This window comes from Brevibacillus sp. FW301-21C12A (genome assembly GCF_058788915.1).
The window spans coordinates 58,843-76,132 of record NZ_JBYTBG010000008.1; the positions used below are offsets into that span (position 1 = coordinate 58,843).

The 17,290-nt window shown below is 56.0% G+C and carries 15 protein-coding genes and 2 pseudogenes; 7 read left to right on the forward strand and 10 right to left on the reverse strand.

Annotated features, from left to right (window positions below; translation table 11 throughout):
- Positions 1-3 precede the first annotated feature (3 nt).
- The 4 genes and pseudogenes from AC3WQH_RS07590 to AC3WQH_RS07605 form a co-directional block, all read right to left on the reverse strand.
- Positions 4-1,605: an alkaline phosphatase family protein gene (locus AC3WQH_RS07590; protein ID WP_005828486.1), complete on the reverse strand. Its 1,602-nt coding sequence runs from the start codon at positions 1,603-1,605 to the stop codon at positions 4-6.
- Positions 1,606-1,741: 136 nt separating this feature from the next.
- Positions 1,742-1,906: pseudogene (locus tag AC3WQH_RS07595) on the reverse strand (alanine racemase C-terminal domain-containing protein); the annotation flags it as partial.
- A gap of 3 nt (positions 1,907-1,909) precedes the next feature.
- Positions 1,910-1,996, reverse strand: a pseudogene (locus tag AC3WQH_RS07600) (alanine racemase C-terminal domain-containing protein); the annotation flags it as partial.
- Between the two features lie 211 nt (positions 1,997-2,207).
- Positions 2,208-2,537, reverse strand: a complete 330-nt coding sequence (locus AC3WQH_RS07605; RefSeq protein ID WP_005828490.1) for a DUF3892 domain-containing protein — start codon at positions 2,535-2,537, stop codon at positions 2,208-2,210.
- Between the two features lie 154 nt (positions 2,538-2,691).
- On the opposite strand from AC3WQH_RS07605, the gene AC3WQH_RS07610 reads away from it, so the two are divergent.
- From AC3WQH_RS07610 to AC3WQH_RS07620, 3 genes are read left to right on the forward strand one after another with little or no spacing between them, the layout of a single operon-like run.
- Positions 2,692-3,339, forward strand: a complete 648-nt coding sequence (locus AC3WQH_RS07610) for a TetR/AcrR family transcriptional regulator (protein WP_005828492.1) — start codon at positions 2,692-2,694, stop codon at positions 3,337-3,339.
- Positions 3,340-3,382: 43 nt separating this feature from the next.
- A complete protein-coding gene (locus tag AC3WQH_RS07615; RefSeq protein ID WP_007783136.1) occupies positions 3,383-5,113 on the forward strand; it encodes an ABC transporter ATP-binding protein in 1,731 nt (576 codons plus the stop codon).
- The gene (locus tag AC3WQH_RS07620) at positions 5,110-5,289 is read left to right on the forward strand and encodes a hypothetical protein (protein ID WP_174768821.1); all 180 of its coding nucleotides are present in this window, start codon (positions 5,110-5,112) and stop codon (positions 5,287-5,289) included. The genes AC3WQH_RS07615 and AC3WQH_RS07620 overlap by 4 nt, the downstream gene beginning before the upstream one ends.
- Before the next feature lie 269 nt (positions 5,290-5,558).
- Here AC3WQH_RS07620 and acnA read toward each other — a convergent pair whose 3' ends face one another.
- Positions 5,559-8,288 (reverse strand): aconitate hydratase AcnA, encoded by a 2,730-nt coding sequence (acnA, locus tag AC3WQH_RS07625; protein ID WP_007783142.1) that lies wholly within the window; start codon positions 8,286-8,288, stop codon positions 5,559-5,561.
- A gap of 490 nt (positions 8,289-8,778) precedes the next feature.
- On the opposite strand from acnA, the gene AC3WQH_RS07630 reads away from it, so the two are divergent.
- From AC3WQH_RS07630 to AC3WQH_RS07640, 3 genes are read left to right on the forward strand one after another with little or no spacing between them, the layout of a single operon-like run.
- Positions 8,779-10,551: an ABC transporter ATP-binding protein gene (locus AC3WQH_RS07630; RefSeq protein ID WP_238501056.1), complete on the forward strand. Its 1,773-nt coding sequence runs from the start codon at positions 8,779-8,781 to the stop codon at positions 10,549-10,551.
- Positions 10,548-11,222, forward strand: coding sequence for a response regulator transcription factor (locus tag AC3WQH_RS07635; RefSeq protein ID WP_005828501.1), 675 nt, complete (start codon positions 10,548-10,550; stop codon positions 11,220-11,222). Before AC3WQH_RS07630 ends, AC3WQH_RS07635 begins: the two co-directional genes overlap by 4 nt.
- Entirely contained in the window at positions 11,219-12,310 is a 1,092-nt protein-coding gene (locus AC3WQH_RS07640; RefSeq protein WP_290426128.1) for a sensor histidine kinase, read from the forward strand. Before AC3WQH_RS07635 ends, AC3WQH_RS07640 begins: the two co-directional genes overlap by 4 nt.
- Positions 12,311-12,621: 311 nt before the next feature.
- Here AC3WQH_RS07640 and AC3WQH_RS07645 read toward each other — a convergent pair whose 3' ends face one another.
- From AC3WQH_RS07645 to AC3WQH_RS07665, 5 genes are all read right to left on the reverse strand, one after another.
- Positions 12,622-13,647, reverse strand: coding sequence for a ThiF family adenylyltransferase (locus AC3WQH_RS07645; protein ID WP_025843912.1), 1,026 nt, complete (start codon positions 13,645-13,647; stop codon positions 12,622-12,624).
- Between the two features lie 5 nt (positions 13,648-13,652).
- Positions 13,653-14,360 carry a molybdenum cofactor biosynthesis protein gene (locus AC3WQH_RS07650; RefSeq protein ID WP_005828506.1) on the reverse strand — a complete coding sequence of 236 codons (708 nt, stop codon included), beginning with the start codon at positions 14,358-14,360 and terminating at the stop codon, positions 13,653-13,655.
- Positions 14,361-14,455: 95 nt separating this feature from the next.
- Entirely contained in the window at positions 14,456-15,274 is an 819-nt protein-coding gene (locus tag AC3WQH_RS07655) for an SPL family radical SAM protein (RefSeq protein WP_290426129.1), read from the reverse strand.
- Positions 15,275-15,286: 12 nt separating this feature from the next.
- On the reverse strand, positions 15,287-16,000 hold the full coding sequence (locus tag AC3WQH_RS07660) for a 2OG-Fe(II) oxygenase (protein ID WP_290426130.1): 714 nt from the start codon (positions 15,998-16,000) through the stop codon (positions 15,287-15,289).
- Complete coding sequence (locus tag AC3WQH_RS07665; RefSeq protein ID WP_005828512.1) at positions 15,993-16,529, reverse strand: methylated-DNA--[protein]-cysteine S-methyltransferase; 537 nt, start codon at positions 16,527-16,529, stop codon at positions 15,993-15,995. The genes AC3WQH_RS07660 and AC3WQH_RS07665 overlap by 8 nt, the downstream gene beginning before the upstream one ends.
- Before the next feature lie 278 nt (positions 16,530-16,807).
- Here AC3WQH_RS07665 and moaC point away from each other — a divergent pair, with 278 nt between their 5' ends.
- The gene (gene moaC, locus AC3WQH_RS07670) at positions 16,808-17,290 is read left to right on the forward strand and encodes a cyclic pyranopterin monophosphate synthase MoaC (RefSeq protein ID WP_005828514.1); all 483 of its coding nucleotides are present in this window, start codon (positions 16,808-16,810) and stop codon (positions 17,288-17,290) included.

Consider the following 17,290-nt stretch of genomic DNA (forward strand, 5'->3'; position numbering starts at 1 on the left):
CGCCTAGTCGGTTTCGTTGACCAGGCGCAGCAGCCATTCCTTGAGGTCGACGATGCGCAACGATTTCGGACGCGAATCGGTTCCGGTGACGAGCAGCGGGACGAGCGAGTCGGCTGCATGCAGCGAGCCGTGGGCAGCGCCGCCGATATGGGTCGGGGAGCTTTCCGTAATCAGCTCGTAGCCGGGCTGCACGGTGGCGATGACGTATCTTCCGGGGTGGGAGTTCATGGCTCCGTGCAGCCGGGCCAACGCATCGGGATACTTCCCGTACGTGAGCCGCTTTTTGCTCACGGTCATGTCCAATACGCTTGTGTCTCCGCTGATCGTCCACGTCTGCCCGTACTCGTCCTTGACGGGACCGCCCGGCTTGTACGTCATCTGCTTGCTGCTGCCTCCTGCCGTGACGACGATTGACTGTCCTTCTTTTCGCGCGATCACGTCCATCCGCGGTTCGCGCTGCAACTGTGCCGCGACGGCAGAGAGCGAAAGCTGCGGATCGAGCGCGTAGACGTACGCCATCCGCTCGTTGGCGGCGATCACGATCTGGTCGGTTGCTTGCGGCGGCCGGCTGATCGAGGAAATCCGGTACGAGGCGAGCAAGCTGCGCAAATCAATCGTCGCCGCTTGCCGATCATCCTGCACCGCGCTTTGGGCACTGTCTCCCATGACGATCCAGCGCACCTCCTCGACGGCCTTGTCCCACGAGCCAAAGGCGTCGAGCACGGTTTGCAGCGCCTTGTCGGCATTTTCAATCCCTTCCAGCGTCAGCGGGCCTTTGCGGTGGACCTCCATGTCATTTTCCGGCAAGTACGTGATCGTGAGCGGCGGCAGCCTGTCATGCGCGATCAAAAAAGCAGTTTCCTGGGCGGAAAACTCGTCGTTCATGCCGTATTTGCGCCAGATGCGCGTATGGCGCTTCTGGTTCGGATCGAGCTGGGCAAAGGCGGCGTAAGACAGCAGCTTCGGCCCGGTTACGTTCAGCTCTTCCGGCAGTTGCGCGGCAATCTCGATCAGATGCGGGATTTTTAAGGCATGTTCGGTCTTGCCCCGCCACACAATCGCATTGATGGAAGCCGAATCTTTGCCTTGGTCGGCCAGCACATCGTGGATCGTGTTTGTCTGCGGATTCAACTGACTCTGGTTCAACTGCCAAATCGCGTCCAGCAGCACCTGCGGCTGGTCAATCTTCATCGCTTCCTTTGGGCCGTAACCGTAGTAAACCATCCGCTTTTCTTGTTCGTTGTACCAGGACAGACCCGGCACGTGATGCTGATCGGCGTAGGTCCCGGTCAGCAACGTGCTGTCGATCGTCACGGACATCGTCGGAAACGAGCTGACGACATGGGGGAAGTAGTGCCCTTTTTCCCGCAAAAAGGCCAAGGCAGGAGCGCGCCCCTGGCGAATCGCCTCCTGCAGCGGCTTGTCCATCAACGAATCAATGAGGATGAGCACAACGGGTTTTGGCCCTTGCGTTTGTTCTTGTTCGGAAGACAGCGGAGCGGGGATCTTCTCCTGGATTTGCAATCTTTCGCCAGCCTTGCAGCCAATGAGTGGCAAGCTGAGCACAAGCAACCAAAGGATGGCGGATGTCCATCTCGACTTCATGCTTCCATTCCTTTCCATGAGTATCGTGGTTTTATTTTTTGCCGTCGCCGCTAAATTATTCCACATACAGCCGCATAAAAAATCTCCCCCTCGCGAGCCGGCAGACGCTGTGCATGAGGGGGAGATTTTAATGCGGTTATCCTTCCGGCAGCAAATGGCTCACCTCCACGACCTCGCCTTTCTCCAAAAACAGGCGCGGAATGCGGTTGCTCAAAGTAGCGACGACTTCATAGTTGATCGTCCCGAGCATTTCCGCCACTTCATCGACCGTAATCTCCGCGTTCCCCTGCTTGCCGTACAGCTTCGGAATATGGCGGCGAATCGCGCGGATGTTTCTTTTGACGGCATCGAGATTGACCTCGATCCACGTTTCGCGAAACGGTTTTTTCATTACGGGTACCTTTCCAAAACAAGATGGAAAGCCTTGTTTTCCCTTTGGAAAAGAATGTCATGCATACTTTTTTCTCATAAGTATTCGTCTTCCGGGCTACTTAGGCGTGGCCGATTCCAAAGCACCAATAAAAAAAGCAGGCCGCTTAGCCAACAGCCTGCACCTGCAACGCCAAGCGGCGCTCACCAGCCTGAGCGCTTTTTTCCTGTGGTCAAAAAATGGGCAACTGGTCCAGATTGTTTTCTTTGATGCCGTCCGGCTCGCTGCGCAAAATATCCCGTCCGTATTTGTGAAACACGTCTACGTGCGCAAGTTGTCCCGCTTTTGCTTCCTGCAAGGCGGTGACGTAGTCCAGCTCACGTCCGCTGCTTGTTTTGAATGCGATCAAGTCTCCGTCATCGTTTTTGCGCACGGCGACGATCCGCTCTTTGTCTGAATCAGGCGATAGGACTCTTTTCGCTCCTGCGCTTTCCTGCAACGCTTGCTGCTCGCCTGCCGCTTTGTAGTCGGCGTAAATTTGCTCAAAGCTTTTCTCGCTCATCACGGAATCCCTCCTTATGCATAAGGTGGCTCAAGGCGGGAGAGAACATGCATTCGTTTTAAACCAAGGCCCGACATTCGCCTCTTGACACTTGCTGGCAGGAGGATTATATTTTGACTGACACGAAAGTCAATGAAAAAGGAGGGAGCAGCTCGTGCCTCGCTCAAAGGAGCAGAATGAAGAAATTCGCGCCCAGCGCAAAGAAGCGATCATGCAGGGCGCTCTTGCTGTTTACGTGGAAAAAGGATACGCAGCCGCAGATATCAAGGATGTGGCGGAGCGTGCCGGCGTGGCCAGGGGATTGGTGTATTACTACTACAAAGACAAGCGCTCGTTGTTTCGCGATTTGTTTGTGCATATGTTCCAGCTCTCCAACAAGCACACCCGCCATCATTTTTCCCAGGAGGGGACGGCTACAGAGCTGTGCCGGCAATTCGCGCACGTCATGTTCCACAATTTGTTTGAAAGCTCCGTGCACGTCATGTTCTTTTTCCGCATGCGCCACGACCTGCGCGAGCTGTTCACAGGGGACGAGTTGAAGACGCTGTTGTGGCGCGACAACAATTTGCAGGTACTGGTGGAGACGTTGCGCCGCGGAATGGAGACAGGCGATATTCGCCGGATGGAGCCGGAGCTGCTCGCAGAACAATATTGGGGAGCCATGATGCACGCCATGGGTTTTTTGCAGCGGAAAAAGAGAAGCTTGCTCGCAGAAGGACACGACATGGAGCAGGTCAAGCAGTTGCTCTCGCCGGACATCGAAGCGGCGACGGAATCGTGCGTCGCGATGGTGCGGGCGTGAGGGCATCCGCCGCCGCAGCCTATCAAGCAAGAGGAGGATTTGTTTGCTGAAATTATTGCGTTTTTTGCGGCCATACCGTTATATGGTCGCCATGACGATGTTTTTTATGTTGCTGCAATCGCTGGCGAATTTATATTTGCCAAACCTGATGTCCCATATCGTCAACGAAGGGATCGTCAAGGAAGACACGGCCTATATCTGGAGAACCGGAGGCTGGATGCTGCTAGTATCCGCCGTCGCGGCTGCTTTGTCCGTCGCGGCGAGCTATTTGGCTTCCCGCTCTGCTTCCGGCTTTGGCATGCGGCTGCGCAGCAGCGTGTTTAGCCACGTCGAACGTTTTTCGTTGCAGGAGTTCGACAAGCACGGGACGGCCTCGCTGATTACCCGGACGACCAATGACATTACGCAAGTCCAGCAAGTGCTGAACATGATGCTGCGGATGCTGGTGATGGCACCAATGATGTGTTTTGGCGGAATCATCATGGCGCTGTCGAAGGACGCGGAGCTGTCTCTCGTCATCATCGTGGCGATTCCGATTTTGGCATTGGCGATTTTTTTGATCGGTTCAAAAGGGATTCCGTACTTCAAAGCAATGCAGGGCAAAATCGACAGGCTGAATCTCGTGCTGCGCGAGTCGTTGACCGGAATCCGCGTCGTGCGGGCGTTCAACCGGACGGAGCACGAGCGGGAGCGGTTCGACCGTGCCAATGAAGATTTGACGGCAACGGCGATCAAAGCCAACCAGATCATGGCGGGGATGATGCCTGTCATGATGCTGATGATGAACGTCACGTCGATTGCCATCATCTGGTTCGGCGGCTTGCGGATCAGCGCCGGGCACATGCAGGTAGGCGACCTGATGGCGTTTTTGCAGTATGCGATGCAAATTTTGTTTTCGCTGATGATGGCGTCGATGATGTTTAGCATGGTGCCGAGAGCTTCGGCTTCGGCGGTGCGCATTCACGAGGTGCTCGCGACAGAGCCGATCATTGTCGACAGGGAAAAGCCAGACCCATCTGGCGCGGGAAAAGGCGGGCAAGTCGCTTTCGAGCAGGTGACGTTCCGCTATCCTGGCGCAGAGAAGCCTGCACTGTCTGAGCTTTCTTTTACCGCCAGGCCCGGCCAGGTGACGGCGATCATCGGGGGAACAGGCGCAGGAAAAACAACGCTGGTCAGCCTGATCCCGCGCTTCTATGACGTCGAGAGCGGCAGCGTCCGCGTCGGTGGCGTCGATGTGCGCGAGTGGTCGCAAAGCGAGCTGCGCTCCCGCATTGGCTTTATCCCGCAAAAAGCGCTGCTGTTTACGGGGACGATCGCAGACAACATCCGCTACGGAAAAGAGGAGGCGACAGACGAGGAAGTCCGCCATGCCGTAAGCGTGGCGCAGGCAGCCGAGTTTATCGCGAGCATGCCGGACGGGCTGGATACCGTCCTCGCCCAAGGCGGGCAGAACCTGTCAGGCGGGCAAAAGCAGCGCCTCTCCATCGCCCGTGCGCTCGTCCGCAAGCCGGAGGTGTACATTTTTGACGACAGCTTTTCCGCCCTCGACTTCAAGACAGATGCGAAGCTGCGGGCTGCCTTGAAGCAGGAGACAGGGGATGCGACGGTTATCATCGTCGCGCAGCGGGTCAATACCGTGATGGACGCCGACCAGATTATCGTGCTGGAGGAAGGCAAAGTGGCGGGAATCGGTACACACCGCGAGTTGCTCGCCACCTGTAGCGTGTACCAGGAGATCGTCAAATCCCAGCTAACGGAGGAGGAAATCGCATGAGTGATGGACAACAACGTCCTCCCCAGGGACGACCGGGAGCCGGACCAGGGCCGGGAGGGCAGCGTCCGATGGGCTTTGGCGGGCCTGGATTGCTGACGATGCCGTACATGGTTTTGTCATCTACGCTAACCCCACGGAAAATACGCTACTCTGTGGTGGATGTCTTTTTGCAATAATGCCATGGAAAAGCGCCACGGGCTTGTTTGTTCTGTGGTGCTTTTCTTTTTCCGATAACGCCACGGGCACGTAGTCTGTGATGCTTTTTCTTTTCATGATAGCGCCACGGACATGTAGTTCTGTGGTGCTTTTTCTTTTCCCGACAGCACCACGGACATTCAATGTGCGCGCAGGGACGGCATGCAAAAAAGAGCAGACTGCCGAGACGCTCTCGGAGTCTGCCCTTTGTGGGTGGGTGCTGTTACGAACTTATTTTGTGTCGCGCAGTTTACGCGTTTACTGGTTGGCCTTCGTCCAGCAGTTGGCGAAGAACGGTTTGCAGAATACCACCGTTGCGGTAGTAGTCTACGTCTACCATGGAGTCGAGACGAACGATGACGTCGAACTCGAACTTGCTGCCGTCTTGGCGAGTTGCTTCTACTTTTACGCGTTGGCCTGGTTGAACATCATTGGAGAGACCCACAATGTTGAAGGACTCAGTACCGTCGATGCCCAGGGACTTCCAGCTTTGGCCGTCAGCGAATTGCAGAGGCAGCACGCCCATACCAACGAGGTTGGCACGGTGGATACGCTCGAAGCTTTCTGCGATAACCGCTTTGATGCCGAGCAGGAAAGTACCTTTTGCTGCCCAGTCGCGGGAAGAACCAGTACCGTACTCTTTACCAGCCAGAACAACGAGTGGAGTGCCGTCTGCTTGATACTTCATGGAAGCATCGTAGATGGACATGATTTCGCCGGTTGGCAAGTATTTGGTTACGCCGCCCTCTGTGCCAGGAGCCACTTGGTTGCGGATGCGGATGTTGGCAAATGTACCGCGCATCATAACGTCATGGCTACCACGGCGAGCACCGTAAGAGTTGAAGTCTTTGCGCTCTACGCCGTTTGCTTGCAGATACAGACCTGCAGGGCTTGTAGGCGAGATGTTACCCGCTGGGGAGATATGGTCGGTTGTGACGGAGTCACCGAACAGCGCAATTGCTTTTGCCGCTTTGATGTCAGCGATCTCTGCGATTTCACCAGCAAGGTCTTTAAAGAATGGCGGTTCTTGGATGTAGGTGGATTTTTCATCCCACTCGTACAGGTCGCCAGTTGGAACGTCGATTTTGTTCCAGGCTTCGTTTTGCGTGAACACTTGACCGTATTCGGCGCGGAACAGGTCTGGGTTCATGGCTTTGTTCATTGCTTCCGAGATTTCTTGCGGAGTTGGCCAGATGTCTTTCAGGTAGACAGGCTCTCCGTCTTTGCCCGTACCGATTGGCTCGGTAGTCAGGTCAATATCGACAGTACCAGCCAGTGCGTAGGCGATAACCAATGGAGGAGAAGCGAGGTAGTTCGCTTTTACCTGTGCATGGATACGGCCTTCGAAGTTGCGGTTACCGGACAGTACGGCTGCTACAGTCAGGTCTTCATCTGCGATTGCCTTGCTGGTTTCCTCTGGCAATGGACCGGAGTTACCGATGCAAGTGGTGCAACCGTAGCCGACTACGTTGAATCCGATCGCATTCAGGGAATCAATCAGACCAGCGTCAGTCAGGTATTGCGTAACGACGCGGGAACCTGGAGCCAGGGAGCTTTTCACGAATGGAGGCTTTTTCAAACCTTTTTCCACTGCTTTTTTCGCCAGGATACCTGCACCCAGCATTACGCTAGGATTTGATGTATTGGTACAGGAAGTAATCGCTGCGATGACGACAGAGCCTGTTTTCAGTGTAGCGGTTTCCCCGTTTGCATAAGTAACAGGTGCGCTTGCTGCGATTTTCTCTTCGGACAGGCCAAAGCCGCCTTTGTCGATCGGTGTGCGCAGGCTGTTGTTGAAGGATTCCTTCATGGCAGTCAGTTCTACGCGGTCTTGCGGACGTTTTGGACCAGCCAGGCTCGGTACGACTGTGGACAGATCCAGTTCCAATGTTTCGGAGAAGATTGGGTCTGGAGTGTCGTCGGTACGGAACAGACCTTGTGCTTTGGTGTAAGCTTCTACCAGAGCGATCAAGTCTTCGCTGCGGCCAGTTTGGCGCAGGTAGTTGAGTGTTTCAGCGTCTACCGGGAAGAAGCCCATTGTAGCACCGTACTCAGGAGCCATGTTCGCTACAGTAGCGCGGTCAGCCAGCGAGATGTTGGACAGGCCAGGGCCGTAGAACTCCACGAATTTCCCTACTACGCCTTTTTTGCGCAGCATTTGGGTAACAGTCAGAGCGAGGTCGGTTGCAGTTGCGCCGGCATTCAGCGTGCCAGTCAATTTGAAACCAACGACTTCTGGCGTTACGAAATACAGCGGTTGGCCGAGCATTCCTGCTTCTGCCTCGATACCGCCAACACCCCAGCCGAGAACGCCAAGACCGTTAATCATGGTAGTGTGGGAGTCAGTACCTACGAGAGAGTCAGGGAAAGCAACGAGTTCGCCGTCTACTTCGCGAGTAGCGATCACAGTTGCCAGGTACTCCAGGTTTACTTGGTGAACGATACCAGTTGCCGGAGGAACCGCACGGAAGTTGTCAAACGCTGTTTGCGCCCAGCGCAGGAAGCGGTAGCGCTCTTGGTTGCGTTCGAATTCGAGCTTCATGTTGTTTTCCAGAGCAGCAGGGTTGCCGAAGTCGTCAACCATTACGGAGTGGTCGATTACGAGGTCAACCGGTACGAGCGGGTTGATTCGCTTTGGATCTCCACCAGCGCGCTTCATGGCGATACGCATCGCTGCCAGGTCAACTACAGCCGGTACGCCGGTGAAGTCTTGCAGAACGATACGAGCTGGCATGAGCGGTACTTCTTGGTTTTCGTCGCGGCCTTTTGTCCAGGTCGCCAGTTGTTGTACGTGTTCTTTGGTGATCGCACGGCCATCGAACTGACGTACAGCAGCCTCGAGCAGAACTTTAATCGAGAACGGCAGCTTGGAAACGTCGCCGAGTCCTTGTTCTTCCAATCCTTGCAGGCGATAGTACGCGAAAGACTTGTCGCCTACTTGCAGGGAAGATTTCACATTGTAAGCATCTTGTTTAGCCAATTTATACAACCTCCCTATTGTAACTTGGGGTTTCGTCTGGTGAAACGTAGTTTCGTTTCTCTCATTACGAACTTATTATACTCGATTTGTTTCCCGGCTTCTACCCCAAATTCATCATTTATATACAAAAATCATGGGAGAAAAAACAGACGCGCTTGTTTCGCGTTGTATTTAATGAAGGAAAAATATCCAGACTTCATGTATTATCCCGTTTATATTTCGTTTACATTCATCCGTTATTGTTTCTCTTGCGGGCAAAAAGGGCGCAGGGGACGCCGACGTCAACCTCTGCGGCCGTTTGCAGAAAGGAGAGGCTGCCTGTGACACCTTTTACCTCCCATCCGCTCTTCAGGAGCAGCTTGGAATCACCCCTGGGAGATGCGCTTTGCCAAAGCACCGGAAAGCGAAGGAGGCAAGCGCAACGAAGGGAAGCGTCAGACGTAAACAATAAGAAATACGCACACATAAAAATGGGCAAGGAGTTAAGCAAATGAGAGAACAAACCAACGACAATCGTACCAAACTGGGAGACTGGCGCCCGTTTTTTCAATTAATCATGCAGACGAAGCCGTCCAAGCTGAAAATCGGTGTCGCGCTGTTCATGAGTGTGGCGACGACACTGGTCAGCCTGGTCATTCCGCTGTTTACCAAAGACCTGGTGGACAGCTTTACGCTCTCGTCCATCAGCCGAGGCCAAATCGTGCTGTTAATGGTCGCCTTCATCGCGCAGGCCATCGCCAGCGGGCTGTCCATCTATTTGCTCAACCACGTCGGCCAGAGCATCGTCGCGGCTCTGCGCGACCGACTGTGGAAAAAGCTGCTCGTCCTGCCCGTCTCCTATTACGACAACCACCGGACAGGGGAGACGATCAGCCGGATGACGAATGACACAGGAGTCGTCAAAGGACTTATCAGCGAGCACCTCGCCAGCTTTTTCACCGGAATCATCGCGATTATCGGCTCCGTGGCCACGCTTTTGTACCTGGACTGGCAAATGACGCTGACCATGCTGATCGCCGTTCCGCTGTCTGTGGCGATTCTCGTGCCGCTGGGCAGACAGATGTACAAAATTTCCAAAGGGCTGCAGGACGAGACGGCGAGCTTCACGACGATCATGAATCAAGTGTTGTCAGAGGTGCGGCTTGTCAAGGCGTCGAATGCCGAGCCACATGAGTACGAGGCAGGGAAAAAGGGAATTGCCAACCTGTTTCGCTTCGGCCTGAAGGAAGGCCAGGTACAGGCGATGATCGCGCCGTTGATTTCGTTTGTGCTGATGGTTTTGCTCGTCGTCATTATGGGCTACGGCGGAATGCGCGTCGCTTCGGGAGCGCTCTCCGCCGGCGAACTGGTCGCGTTTATTTTGTACCTGGTGCAAATCATCATGCCGATGGGGCAGTTCACGCAATTTTTCACCCAGTTGCAAAAGGCAATGGGCGCGACGGAGCGAATCATTGCTACACTGGAGGAGCCGGAAGAGGATCACCAGAGCGGACGGACCGTGGAAAATGCCGCCTTGCCGATTGTAGTGGAGAACGTGAGCTTTTCCTATGAAAACGGGGAAAACATTCTCGATAACGTCAGCTTCACGATTCCGGCCGGGAAGGTGAGTGCGATTGTCGGGCCGAGCGGCAGCGGCAAGACGACCTTGTTTTCCTTGGTCGAGCGCTTTTACAAGCCGGATAGCGGCGTAATCAGGCTGGGCAGCGATCCGATCGACGCGTTTTCCCTGGCGTCCTGGCGCAGCAAAATCGGCTACGTCTCGCAAGAAAGCCCGCTGATCGCCGGCACGATCCGGGAAAACATCTGCTACGGCATTTCCCGCGAGGTGACGGAAGCAGAGCTGAAACAGGCCGCCGCCATGGCCTACGCGGATCAGTTCATCGACGAACTGCCGGACGGCTACGAGACGCAAGTAGGCGAGCGGGGCGTCAAACTCTCCGGCGGACAGCGCCAGCGCATCGGCATCGCCCGCGCCCTGCTGCGCGATCCGCAAATTTTGATGCTCGACGAGGCGACGTCCAGCCTCGACAGCAAATCGGAAATCATCGTGCAAAAAGCGCTGCAAAATCTGATGAAGGGACGCACCACGCTCGTGATCGCGCATCGGCTGTCGACGGTGGTGGACGCGGACCAGATCATCTTTTTGGAAAAAGGAAAAATTACGGGCATGGGGACGCACGTGCAACTGTTTGATTCGCACGACATGTACCGGGAGCTGGCCAGCCAGCAATTGCTGATGAAAGAAAGGATGCTGACGACATGACCAGAATCATGGTAGTGGACGACGACCCGCACATTCGCGAACTGGTGCGCATCTTTTTGCGCAACGACGGGTTCGAGATCGTGGAGGCGGAAAACGGCGTCGAGGCGCTGGAAAAAATGGAGTCGCCCGGCGCGGACCTGGTCGTGCTCGACATCATGATGCCGCAGATGGACGGCTGGGAGCTGTGCCGGCAGTTGCGCGAGCACTACGACATTCCGCTGCTCATGCTGACGGCAAAAGGCGAGACGGCGCAAAAAATCAAAGGCTTCGAGCTGGGGACGGACGACTACCTCGTCAAGCCGTTTGAGCCGGCGGAGCTTTTGGTGCGGGTAAAAGCGTTGCTCAAACGATACAAGATCGCCGCGTCGCACAAGGTGCAGGCAGGGCTGTTGCAGCTCGACCGCAAAACGTTTGAAATCGTGCAGGACAGCCGCTCGTGGACGATTCCGTTAAAAGAATTCGAGCTGTTGTTCAAGCTCGCGAGCTATCCAGGGCAAACGATTCCGCGCGAGCAGTTGATCGAGCAAATCTGGGGCTACGACTTTGAAGGCAACGAGCGGACGGTAGACGTGCATATCAATCGGTTGCGGGAACGTTTTCCGGAAGGGGAGTACGGCTTTCGGATTCGCACCGTGCGCGGCCTTGGCTATCGGCTGGAGGCAGACAAATGAGCAGAGAGCCAAGTGAAAAGCCAAGGCACAAATCCGGGCGAACGATGCCTTTGCACAAACACATCGGGCTGAAGCTGCTTGCGACTGTTGGAATCTTTGCCTTGCTGATGCTCTGCGGGGCAGTAGCTTACTGGAGCACGGGCCTCTTTTACCGCTATACAGGGCTTGCCCCGAGCGACTTTGTGCAAGCGGTGGTCCACGCAGTCGTCAGCTTTTGCTTTTTTATCCTCGCAGGGTTCACGATTTCCCACTTCATCCGCCCCCGGCATGTCGAGCTGTTTCAACTGCTGATCGACGCCTTGAGACGAATTGCCAAAGGAGACTTCAACGTCAATCTCGACGTCAAAATGGAGCGCCAATGGGGGCAGTTGGTGGAGGGCATCAACCATATGGCCGAGCAATTGCAGGCGATGGAGCAGATGCGCCAGGAGTTCATCTCCAACGTTTCCCACGAAATCCAGTCGCCGCTGACCTCGATCAGCGGATTTGCCCGCGCGCTGCAAAACGAGAGCCTGAGCCTGGCGGAGCGTCGGCATTACCTGGAGATCATCGAAACGGAGAGCAAGCGTTTGTCCAAAATTAGCGACAACCTGCTCAAGCTCACGTCGCTGGAGGGCAAGCACCATCCGGTCGATCGCAAGCGCTATCGGCTGGACCAGCAGTTGCGCAGCATCATTTTGGCCTGTGAGCCGCTCTGGCTGGAAAAGGAGATCGAGCTGGAGATTGAGCTGGAAAAGGCGGAAATCGTCGCGGACGAAGACATGATGAGCCAGGTGTGGAACAACCTGCTCAGCAACAGCATCAAGTTCACCGAGCCTGGCGGCAAAATCAGCGTCAAGCTGCAATCGCTTCCCGGAGGCGCACAGGTGCAAATTTCCGATACGGGCATCGGGATCGCCAAAGAAAATTTGGAACGGATTTTCGAACGCTTTTTCAAGGAAGACAAGTCGCGCAACCGCGCCAAGGGCGGCAGCGGTTTGGGGCTGTCGATCGTGAAAAAAATTCTCGATCTGCACCAGGCGACGATCTCCGTGCAAAGCGAGCAGGGGCGCGGGACGACGTTTACGGTGACGTGGCAGGGGGAGTAGGGTCCTGTCCTCAAAGTGAGCAGAGCGCATTTAAAAGGCTGGGGACCTTTCTTGGCAAGCGATCTGGGATGAGACTTGCACGGCCGGGTGAGCAAGCGGCCGATTTTGGCTAGGCACTTCCTGCAAGGCGAACCGGGAGGCGATTGGATCATGAGCGGGTAGAGGAATTCATATAGCACCCCGCCACCCAAACGAGCCGATGCAAACAGCGATCACCCTCTGCCTCTATATAATGAAACAAGACCTTGAGGACCGACACCTCTCAAGGTCTTGTTCGCATAGGCAAGAAGTCAGTTTTCGCCGTTTTCCGTTTACGCCCCAATGTACTTCGCATGCAGCGAACGGGCCACGCTGATCTCATCCGTTCCCTGGACGAGCACGCGTCCGTCCGGGAAGGCGACGAGCGTGTACGAGTCGACGTGGAAGCGGAGCAAAAATTTGTTTTGCTCAATTTTCCCGAGCGGAGCAAGCCGCTTGGCGAGGGCGTCGAGGTCGAGGGAGGCAGAAGCTCCGGGCGAGATTTGCACCGTATCCCGTCCGCAGAGCGAAACCGCTTGTCCATCCTGCGTCTCCGGCTGCAAAAATGCATACTCGTGCTTGCCGCACGTCGGGCAGTCGCTGCGGCGAGCATTGGCCACCTTGATTTGCGTGTGGCGATTTTGCCAGATTTCAAAATGCTCCAGGTTCAAATTGAGCGCATCCGTGGCTCCGACCAGCAGCTTGAACGCTTCGGTCGCCTGGTAGGAGGCGACGATGTGGATGATCGGACCGATGACCCCGGCGGTATCGCAAGTCGGCATTTCCCCCGGATTCGGAGCTTCCGGGAACAGACAGCGCAAACACGGCGTAATGCCGGGGCGGATGGTCGTAAACGTGCCCGTCGCGCTCACCGCACCGCCGTACACCCAAGGAATCCCGTGCTTCACGCAAACGTCGTTGACCAGATAGCGCACTTGAAAATTGTCTGTCGCATCGAGCACGAGATCGACGTCACACAAAAGCTCCTCGGCGTTGTAAGCAGACAGGTCGGCGACGATCGGCTCAATCGTGACTTCCGAGTTGATTTTCGTCAGCTTGGCATGGGCCGCCATCGCTTTTGGCAAATGCTCGGCGGCGTCTGACTCGTCGTAGAGCATTTGTCGCTGCAGGTTGCTCGGTTCGACGAAATCGCGGTCAATGAGGCGCACAAAGCCGACTCCGGCGCGGACCATATGATTGGACAGCACCGTTCCGAGCGCGCCCATCCCGACGATGGCGACGCGGCTTTGCAACAGTTTTTCCTGCCCGCTGCGCCCGATCGGGTGAAACAGGAGCTGGCGGGAATAACGTGTATCCAAAGCGGTTACTCCTCCTTTCCTTCCGACATCGCCAGCGGATTCCACGGGCCTTGCTGATGGCCCTTCCATTCGCTGCCGTCCTCCCACATTTCTTTTTTCCAGATAGGGACGATTTGCTTCAGTCTTTCGATGGCGTAGCGCCCGGCTTCAAAAGACTCGTTGCGGTGCGGCGTTGCCACCGCGACGACGACGGCGATTTCTTCCACGGCCAAATCGCCGATGCGGTGGTGCATGGCGACTTGTGCTCCGGGCCAGCGTTCCTCGATCTCGGCTGCGACCTGCTTCATTTTTTCCACAGCCATTGGCTCGTACGCTTCATAGGACAGGTAGACCGTGCGCTGACCGTGCGTAAATTCGCGTACCGTTCCGACAAACGTCAAGATGGCGCCCGCGTGCGGGTTGCTCACCAGCCGCACGAGCTGGTCGGCAGACAGCGGCTCGCGGGTAATGGCAAAGCGCGGCACTTCCTCTCCGCCGCTGACAGGTGGCAAGAGCGCGATTTCGTCATCCGGGCTGATGACGCGATCAAAAGCAGCGTACTCGTGATTCATGGAAACAAAACAGCTACCGAGCAACGGCGCAAGCGCCGGATACTGCTCTCCGACTGCTTGCAGCAGGTCGCGCACGGTTGCCTGTTCTGGCAAAGTCAGTTCGATTTCGCGGACGTTGGCCCGCTCGGCCAGTCCGGCAAACAACAAGATGGTGATCGTCAAAGCAATTCCTCACTTCCGATTGGGATGACAGTTGTCTATGGGTTGACGATATCACAATCCGGCACGGATGCCAATGCGCGAAGGGGCTTGGGGACTTACGGAGCGAAGCCTTGTTGGCTTACGTACAGCTCGTCTTCCGCAAACACGCGCCGCAGCCGATCGTACACGAGTCGATAGGCGTCCGGCTCCGCCCATGCTTCCAGCCCCAACTCGGCAAAAAGTGAGGGAACCCCGTTTTTCTTCGTACGCTTGCCGCCGCTGCCGTCGCCCATGTAAAAATCGTCAATGCAAACCCGTCCGACCAGCGGCCGCAGCAGGTCGGGAAAAGCTTCGCTGCTCGGCAAGACGGGTGCGATCGTCGCCTGTGTCGGGACGCCAGCCGCAGCCAATTCCCGAAGCGCCCGCAGCCGTGCGGCAATCGGAGGCGCTTGCGGCGAGAAATGTTTGCGGATTTCCTCCAGGTCCGTTTCCACCGTCATGCTGACGCGTACTCGCTCGCCCAGGCGGAGCAGCAGGTCCAGATCGCGCGTGACGAGCGGGCTGCGGGTCTGGACGAGCAAAAAGTCGGGCGGATGCTCCACCATCACTTCGAGTAGCGAACGCGTTACCTGCTCCCGATATTCAACGGGCTGGTAAGGGTCAGTGCTCGACGACATGAAAATGGAGACGGGCCCCTTCGCTTTTGCCCGCTGTAGCTCTTTGGCGAGCAGCGCGGCGGCTCCCGTCTTGATATCGACCCACGTCCCCCATTCGTGCCCGCGAAACAGCGAGACGGGCATCTGCCGCACATAGCAGTAAGAGCAGGCGAAGGAGCAGCCCGTGTACGGATTGAGCGAGTGCGTGTAATCGGTCAAAAATCCGGTTCCTTTATTGAGCAGCGTTTTTGGTTGCTTGTAAAAGAAAGTGCTGTTCACTTTTGTCCCTTCTTATTTTGCGTCGTGAAAAATGATCCCAAGACTGTACCGCGTTCCCTGGGTGATCGTGCTGACGCCGTGGCGCAGCGTCGTTTTATAATAGCCGCGCGCTCCGGCTACAGGGCGATAGGCAGTCGGAAAAATCAAGCCTGCCCCCTGTTCCAAGGTTATCACATGTCCTCTGCTTTGCGCTCGCGGCCGTTGTTCGATCAGCAAAAATTGTCCGCCGCAAAAGTCGCTTTCCTGTTGGCTCAGGACGAAGACGACCTGAAAAGGAAAAAACACGTCGCCGTACATGTCCTGGTGCAGACAGTTGTAGCTGCCGGCCTCGTATTTCAGGAGCAAAGGCGTCGGGCGGGCCTGCCCGTGCTCGTGGCAACGGGCGAGAAAGGCGGACAGCGACGGAGGGTAGGCAGGCTGCTGTCCGAGCAGTGTGTTCCAGCGATTCGCCGTTTTGGCCAGCTCGGGATAAAAGCCCTCGCGCAACTGCTCCACTATGGGCGGCAGGGGAGCTTGATAATAACGGTACTCTCCGCTGCCGAAGCGGTATCGCGCCATGTTGATCGTCGCTCGGAAAAAGCGGTCTTCGCGATAGGTGGCGATCAGCTCCTGGCATTCTCCCGGTTGCAAGACGGGAGGGAGGACGGCAAAGCCTTGCTCGTCCAGACTGTGTTGCAACTGCTCCCAGGGGAGTAGGGCGATGCGTTTTGTCAGCGGCTCAGCCATGCTGCATCCCCCTTGCAAGACTTCCTTTTTCGAGCGCGATCAGCGCTGTTTTCATGTCCAGGCCGCCGCGATAGCCGGTGAGGCTGCCGTCTTTGCTGACGACCCGATGGCAAGGGACGGTCAAAAGCAGCGGATTGGCTCCGATCGCGGCTCCTACGGCCCTGACGGCGGCAGGCTTTTTGATGTGAGCGGCAATCTCGGAGTAAGTCGTCGTCTGCCCGTATGGAATGCGGCACAAAGCGTCCCAGACAGATAGCTGAAACGGCGTGCCCTCCAGATCGAGCGCAAGCGAGAATTGCTGCCGCGCCCCTTGCAAATATTCGCTGATTTCCGCCACATAGGGGGCGAGCTGCTCGTGATCCTGGACCAAAACATGGCCGGGTCTGCGACGAGCGAACCAATTGCTCAGCTCTGCGAACGGGCCGTTTTGGGAGCCGACGAAGCATAGCCCTTTGGCTGTGGCCGCGAGATGCAGGCTCCACTCTTGCAAAATGACTTTTGACCAGTAAACATGTTGTTTTTCCTTCATTGTGACAAACGCCTCCAGACCTTATCGTTTCCAGCACGCCTGCTGGTTGTTGTACGCACAGTATAGCTTCACCGCGGCGTTTTTGTACGAATTTGCGAGTAGAACAGCAAGATAATGAAGGAGAAGACGCATGCTACAAGTAGCTGGAGCAGTTGGCAGCGATGTTTCCATTGCTTTTCGCAAGCCGCGGGAGTAAGGTAGGAGTAGACAGATGACCGATTTCAGCCAGGCTTTTCGGCTGTTTAACGGGATCGCATAGATGGAGGACGGATAGTTGCATGAACGATCAACTGACGCATTTTAATGAACAAAACCGTGCGCGGATGGTAGATGTCTCGGAAAAAGACATCACAAAACGGGAGGCTGTGGCAGAGAGCAAAATCGTCATGAAGCCGGAAACGCTCGCCCGCATTCGCGAAGGACGGGTAGAGAAAGGGGATGTGCTGGCAGTCGCACAGGTAGCGGGCGTCATGGCAGCGAAAAAGACGTGGGAAATCATCCCGATGTGCCATCCGCTTCCTTTGACCGGGATCGACATTCGCTTCGCTTTTGAAAACGAGACGACGCTTGCCCTGGAAGCATGTGTGCGGACGACGGGAAAAACGGGCGTGGAAATGGAAGCTTTGACGGCTGTCAGTGTCGCAGCTCTTACGGTGTACGATATGTGCAAGGCGATGGACAAAGGCATGGTAATCGGTCCGACTTGCTTGGTGAGCAAAACAGGCGGGAAAAGCGGCGATTTTCGTCGGGGAGAGAACTAA

Bases quoted from the DNA above. Each gene is read 5' to 3' on its own strand.
- AC3WQH_RS07590 (WP_005828486.1), bottom strand. From the start codon at position 1,605: ATGAAGTCGAGATGGACATCCGCCATCCTTTGGTTGCTTGTGCTCAGC.
- AC3WQH_RS07605 (WP_005828490.1), bottom strand. From the start codon at position 2,537: ATGAGCGAGAAAAGCTTTGAGCAAATTTACGCCGACTACAAAGCGGCA.
- AC3WQH_RS07620 (WP_174768821.1), top strand. From the start codon at position 5,110: ATGAGTGATGGACAACAACGTCCTCCCCAGGGACGACCGGGAGCCGGA.
- AC3WQH_RS07630 (WP_238501056.1), top strand. From the start codon at position 8,779: ATGAGAGAACAAACCAACGACAATCGTACCAAACTGGGAGACTGGCGC.
- AC3WQH_RS07635 (WP_005828501.1), top strand. From the start codon at position 10,548: ATGACCAGAATCATGGTAGTGGACGACGACCCGCACATTCGCGAACTG.
- AC3WQH_RS07640 (WP_290426128.1), top strand. From the start codon at position 11,219: ATGAGCAGAGAGCCAAGTGAAAAGCCAAGGCACAAATCCGGGCGAACG.
- AC3WQH_RS07660 (WP_290426130.1), bottom strand. From the start codon at position 16,000: ATGGCTGAGCCGCTGACAAAACGCATCGCCCTACTCCCCTGGGAGCAG.
- AC3WQH_RS07665 (WP_005828512.1), bottom strand. From the start codon at position 16,529: ATGAAGGAAAAACAACATGTTTACTGGTCAAAAGTCATTTTGCAAGAG.
- moaC (WP_005828514.1), top strand. From the start codon at position 16,808: ATGAACGATCAACTGACGCATTTTAATGAACAAAACCGTGCGCGGATG.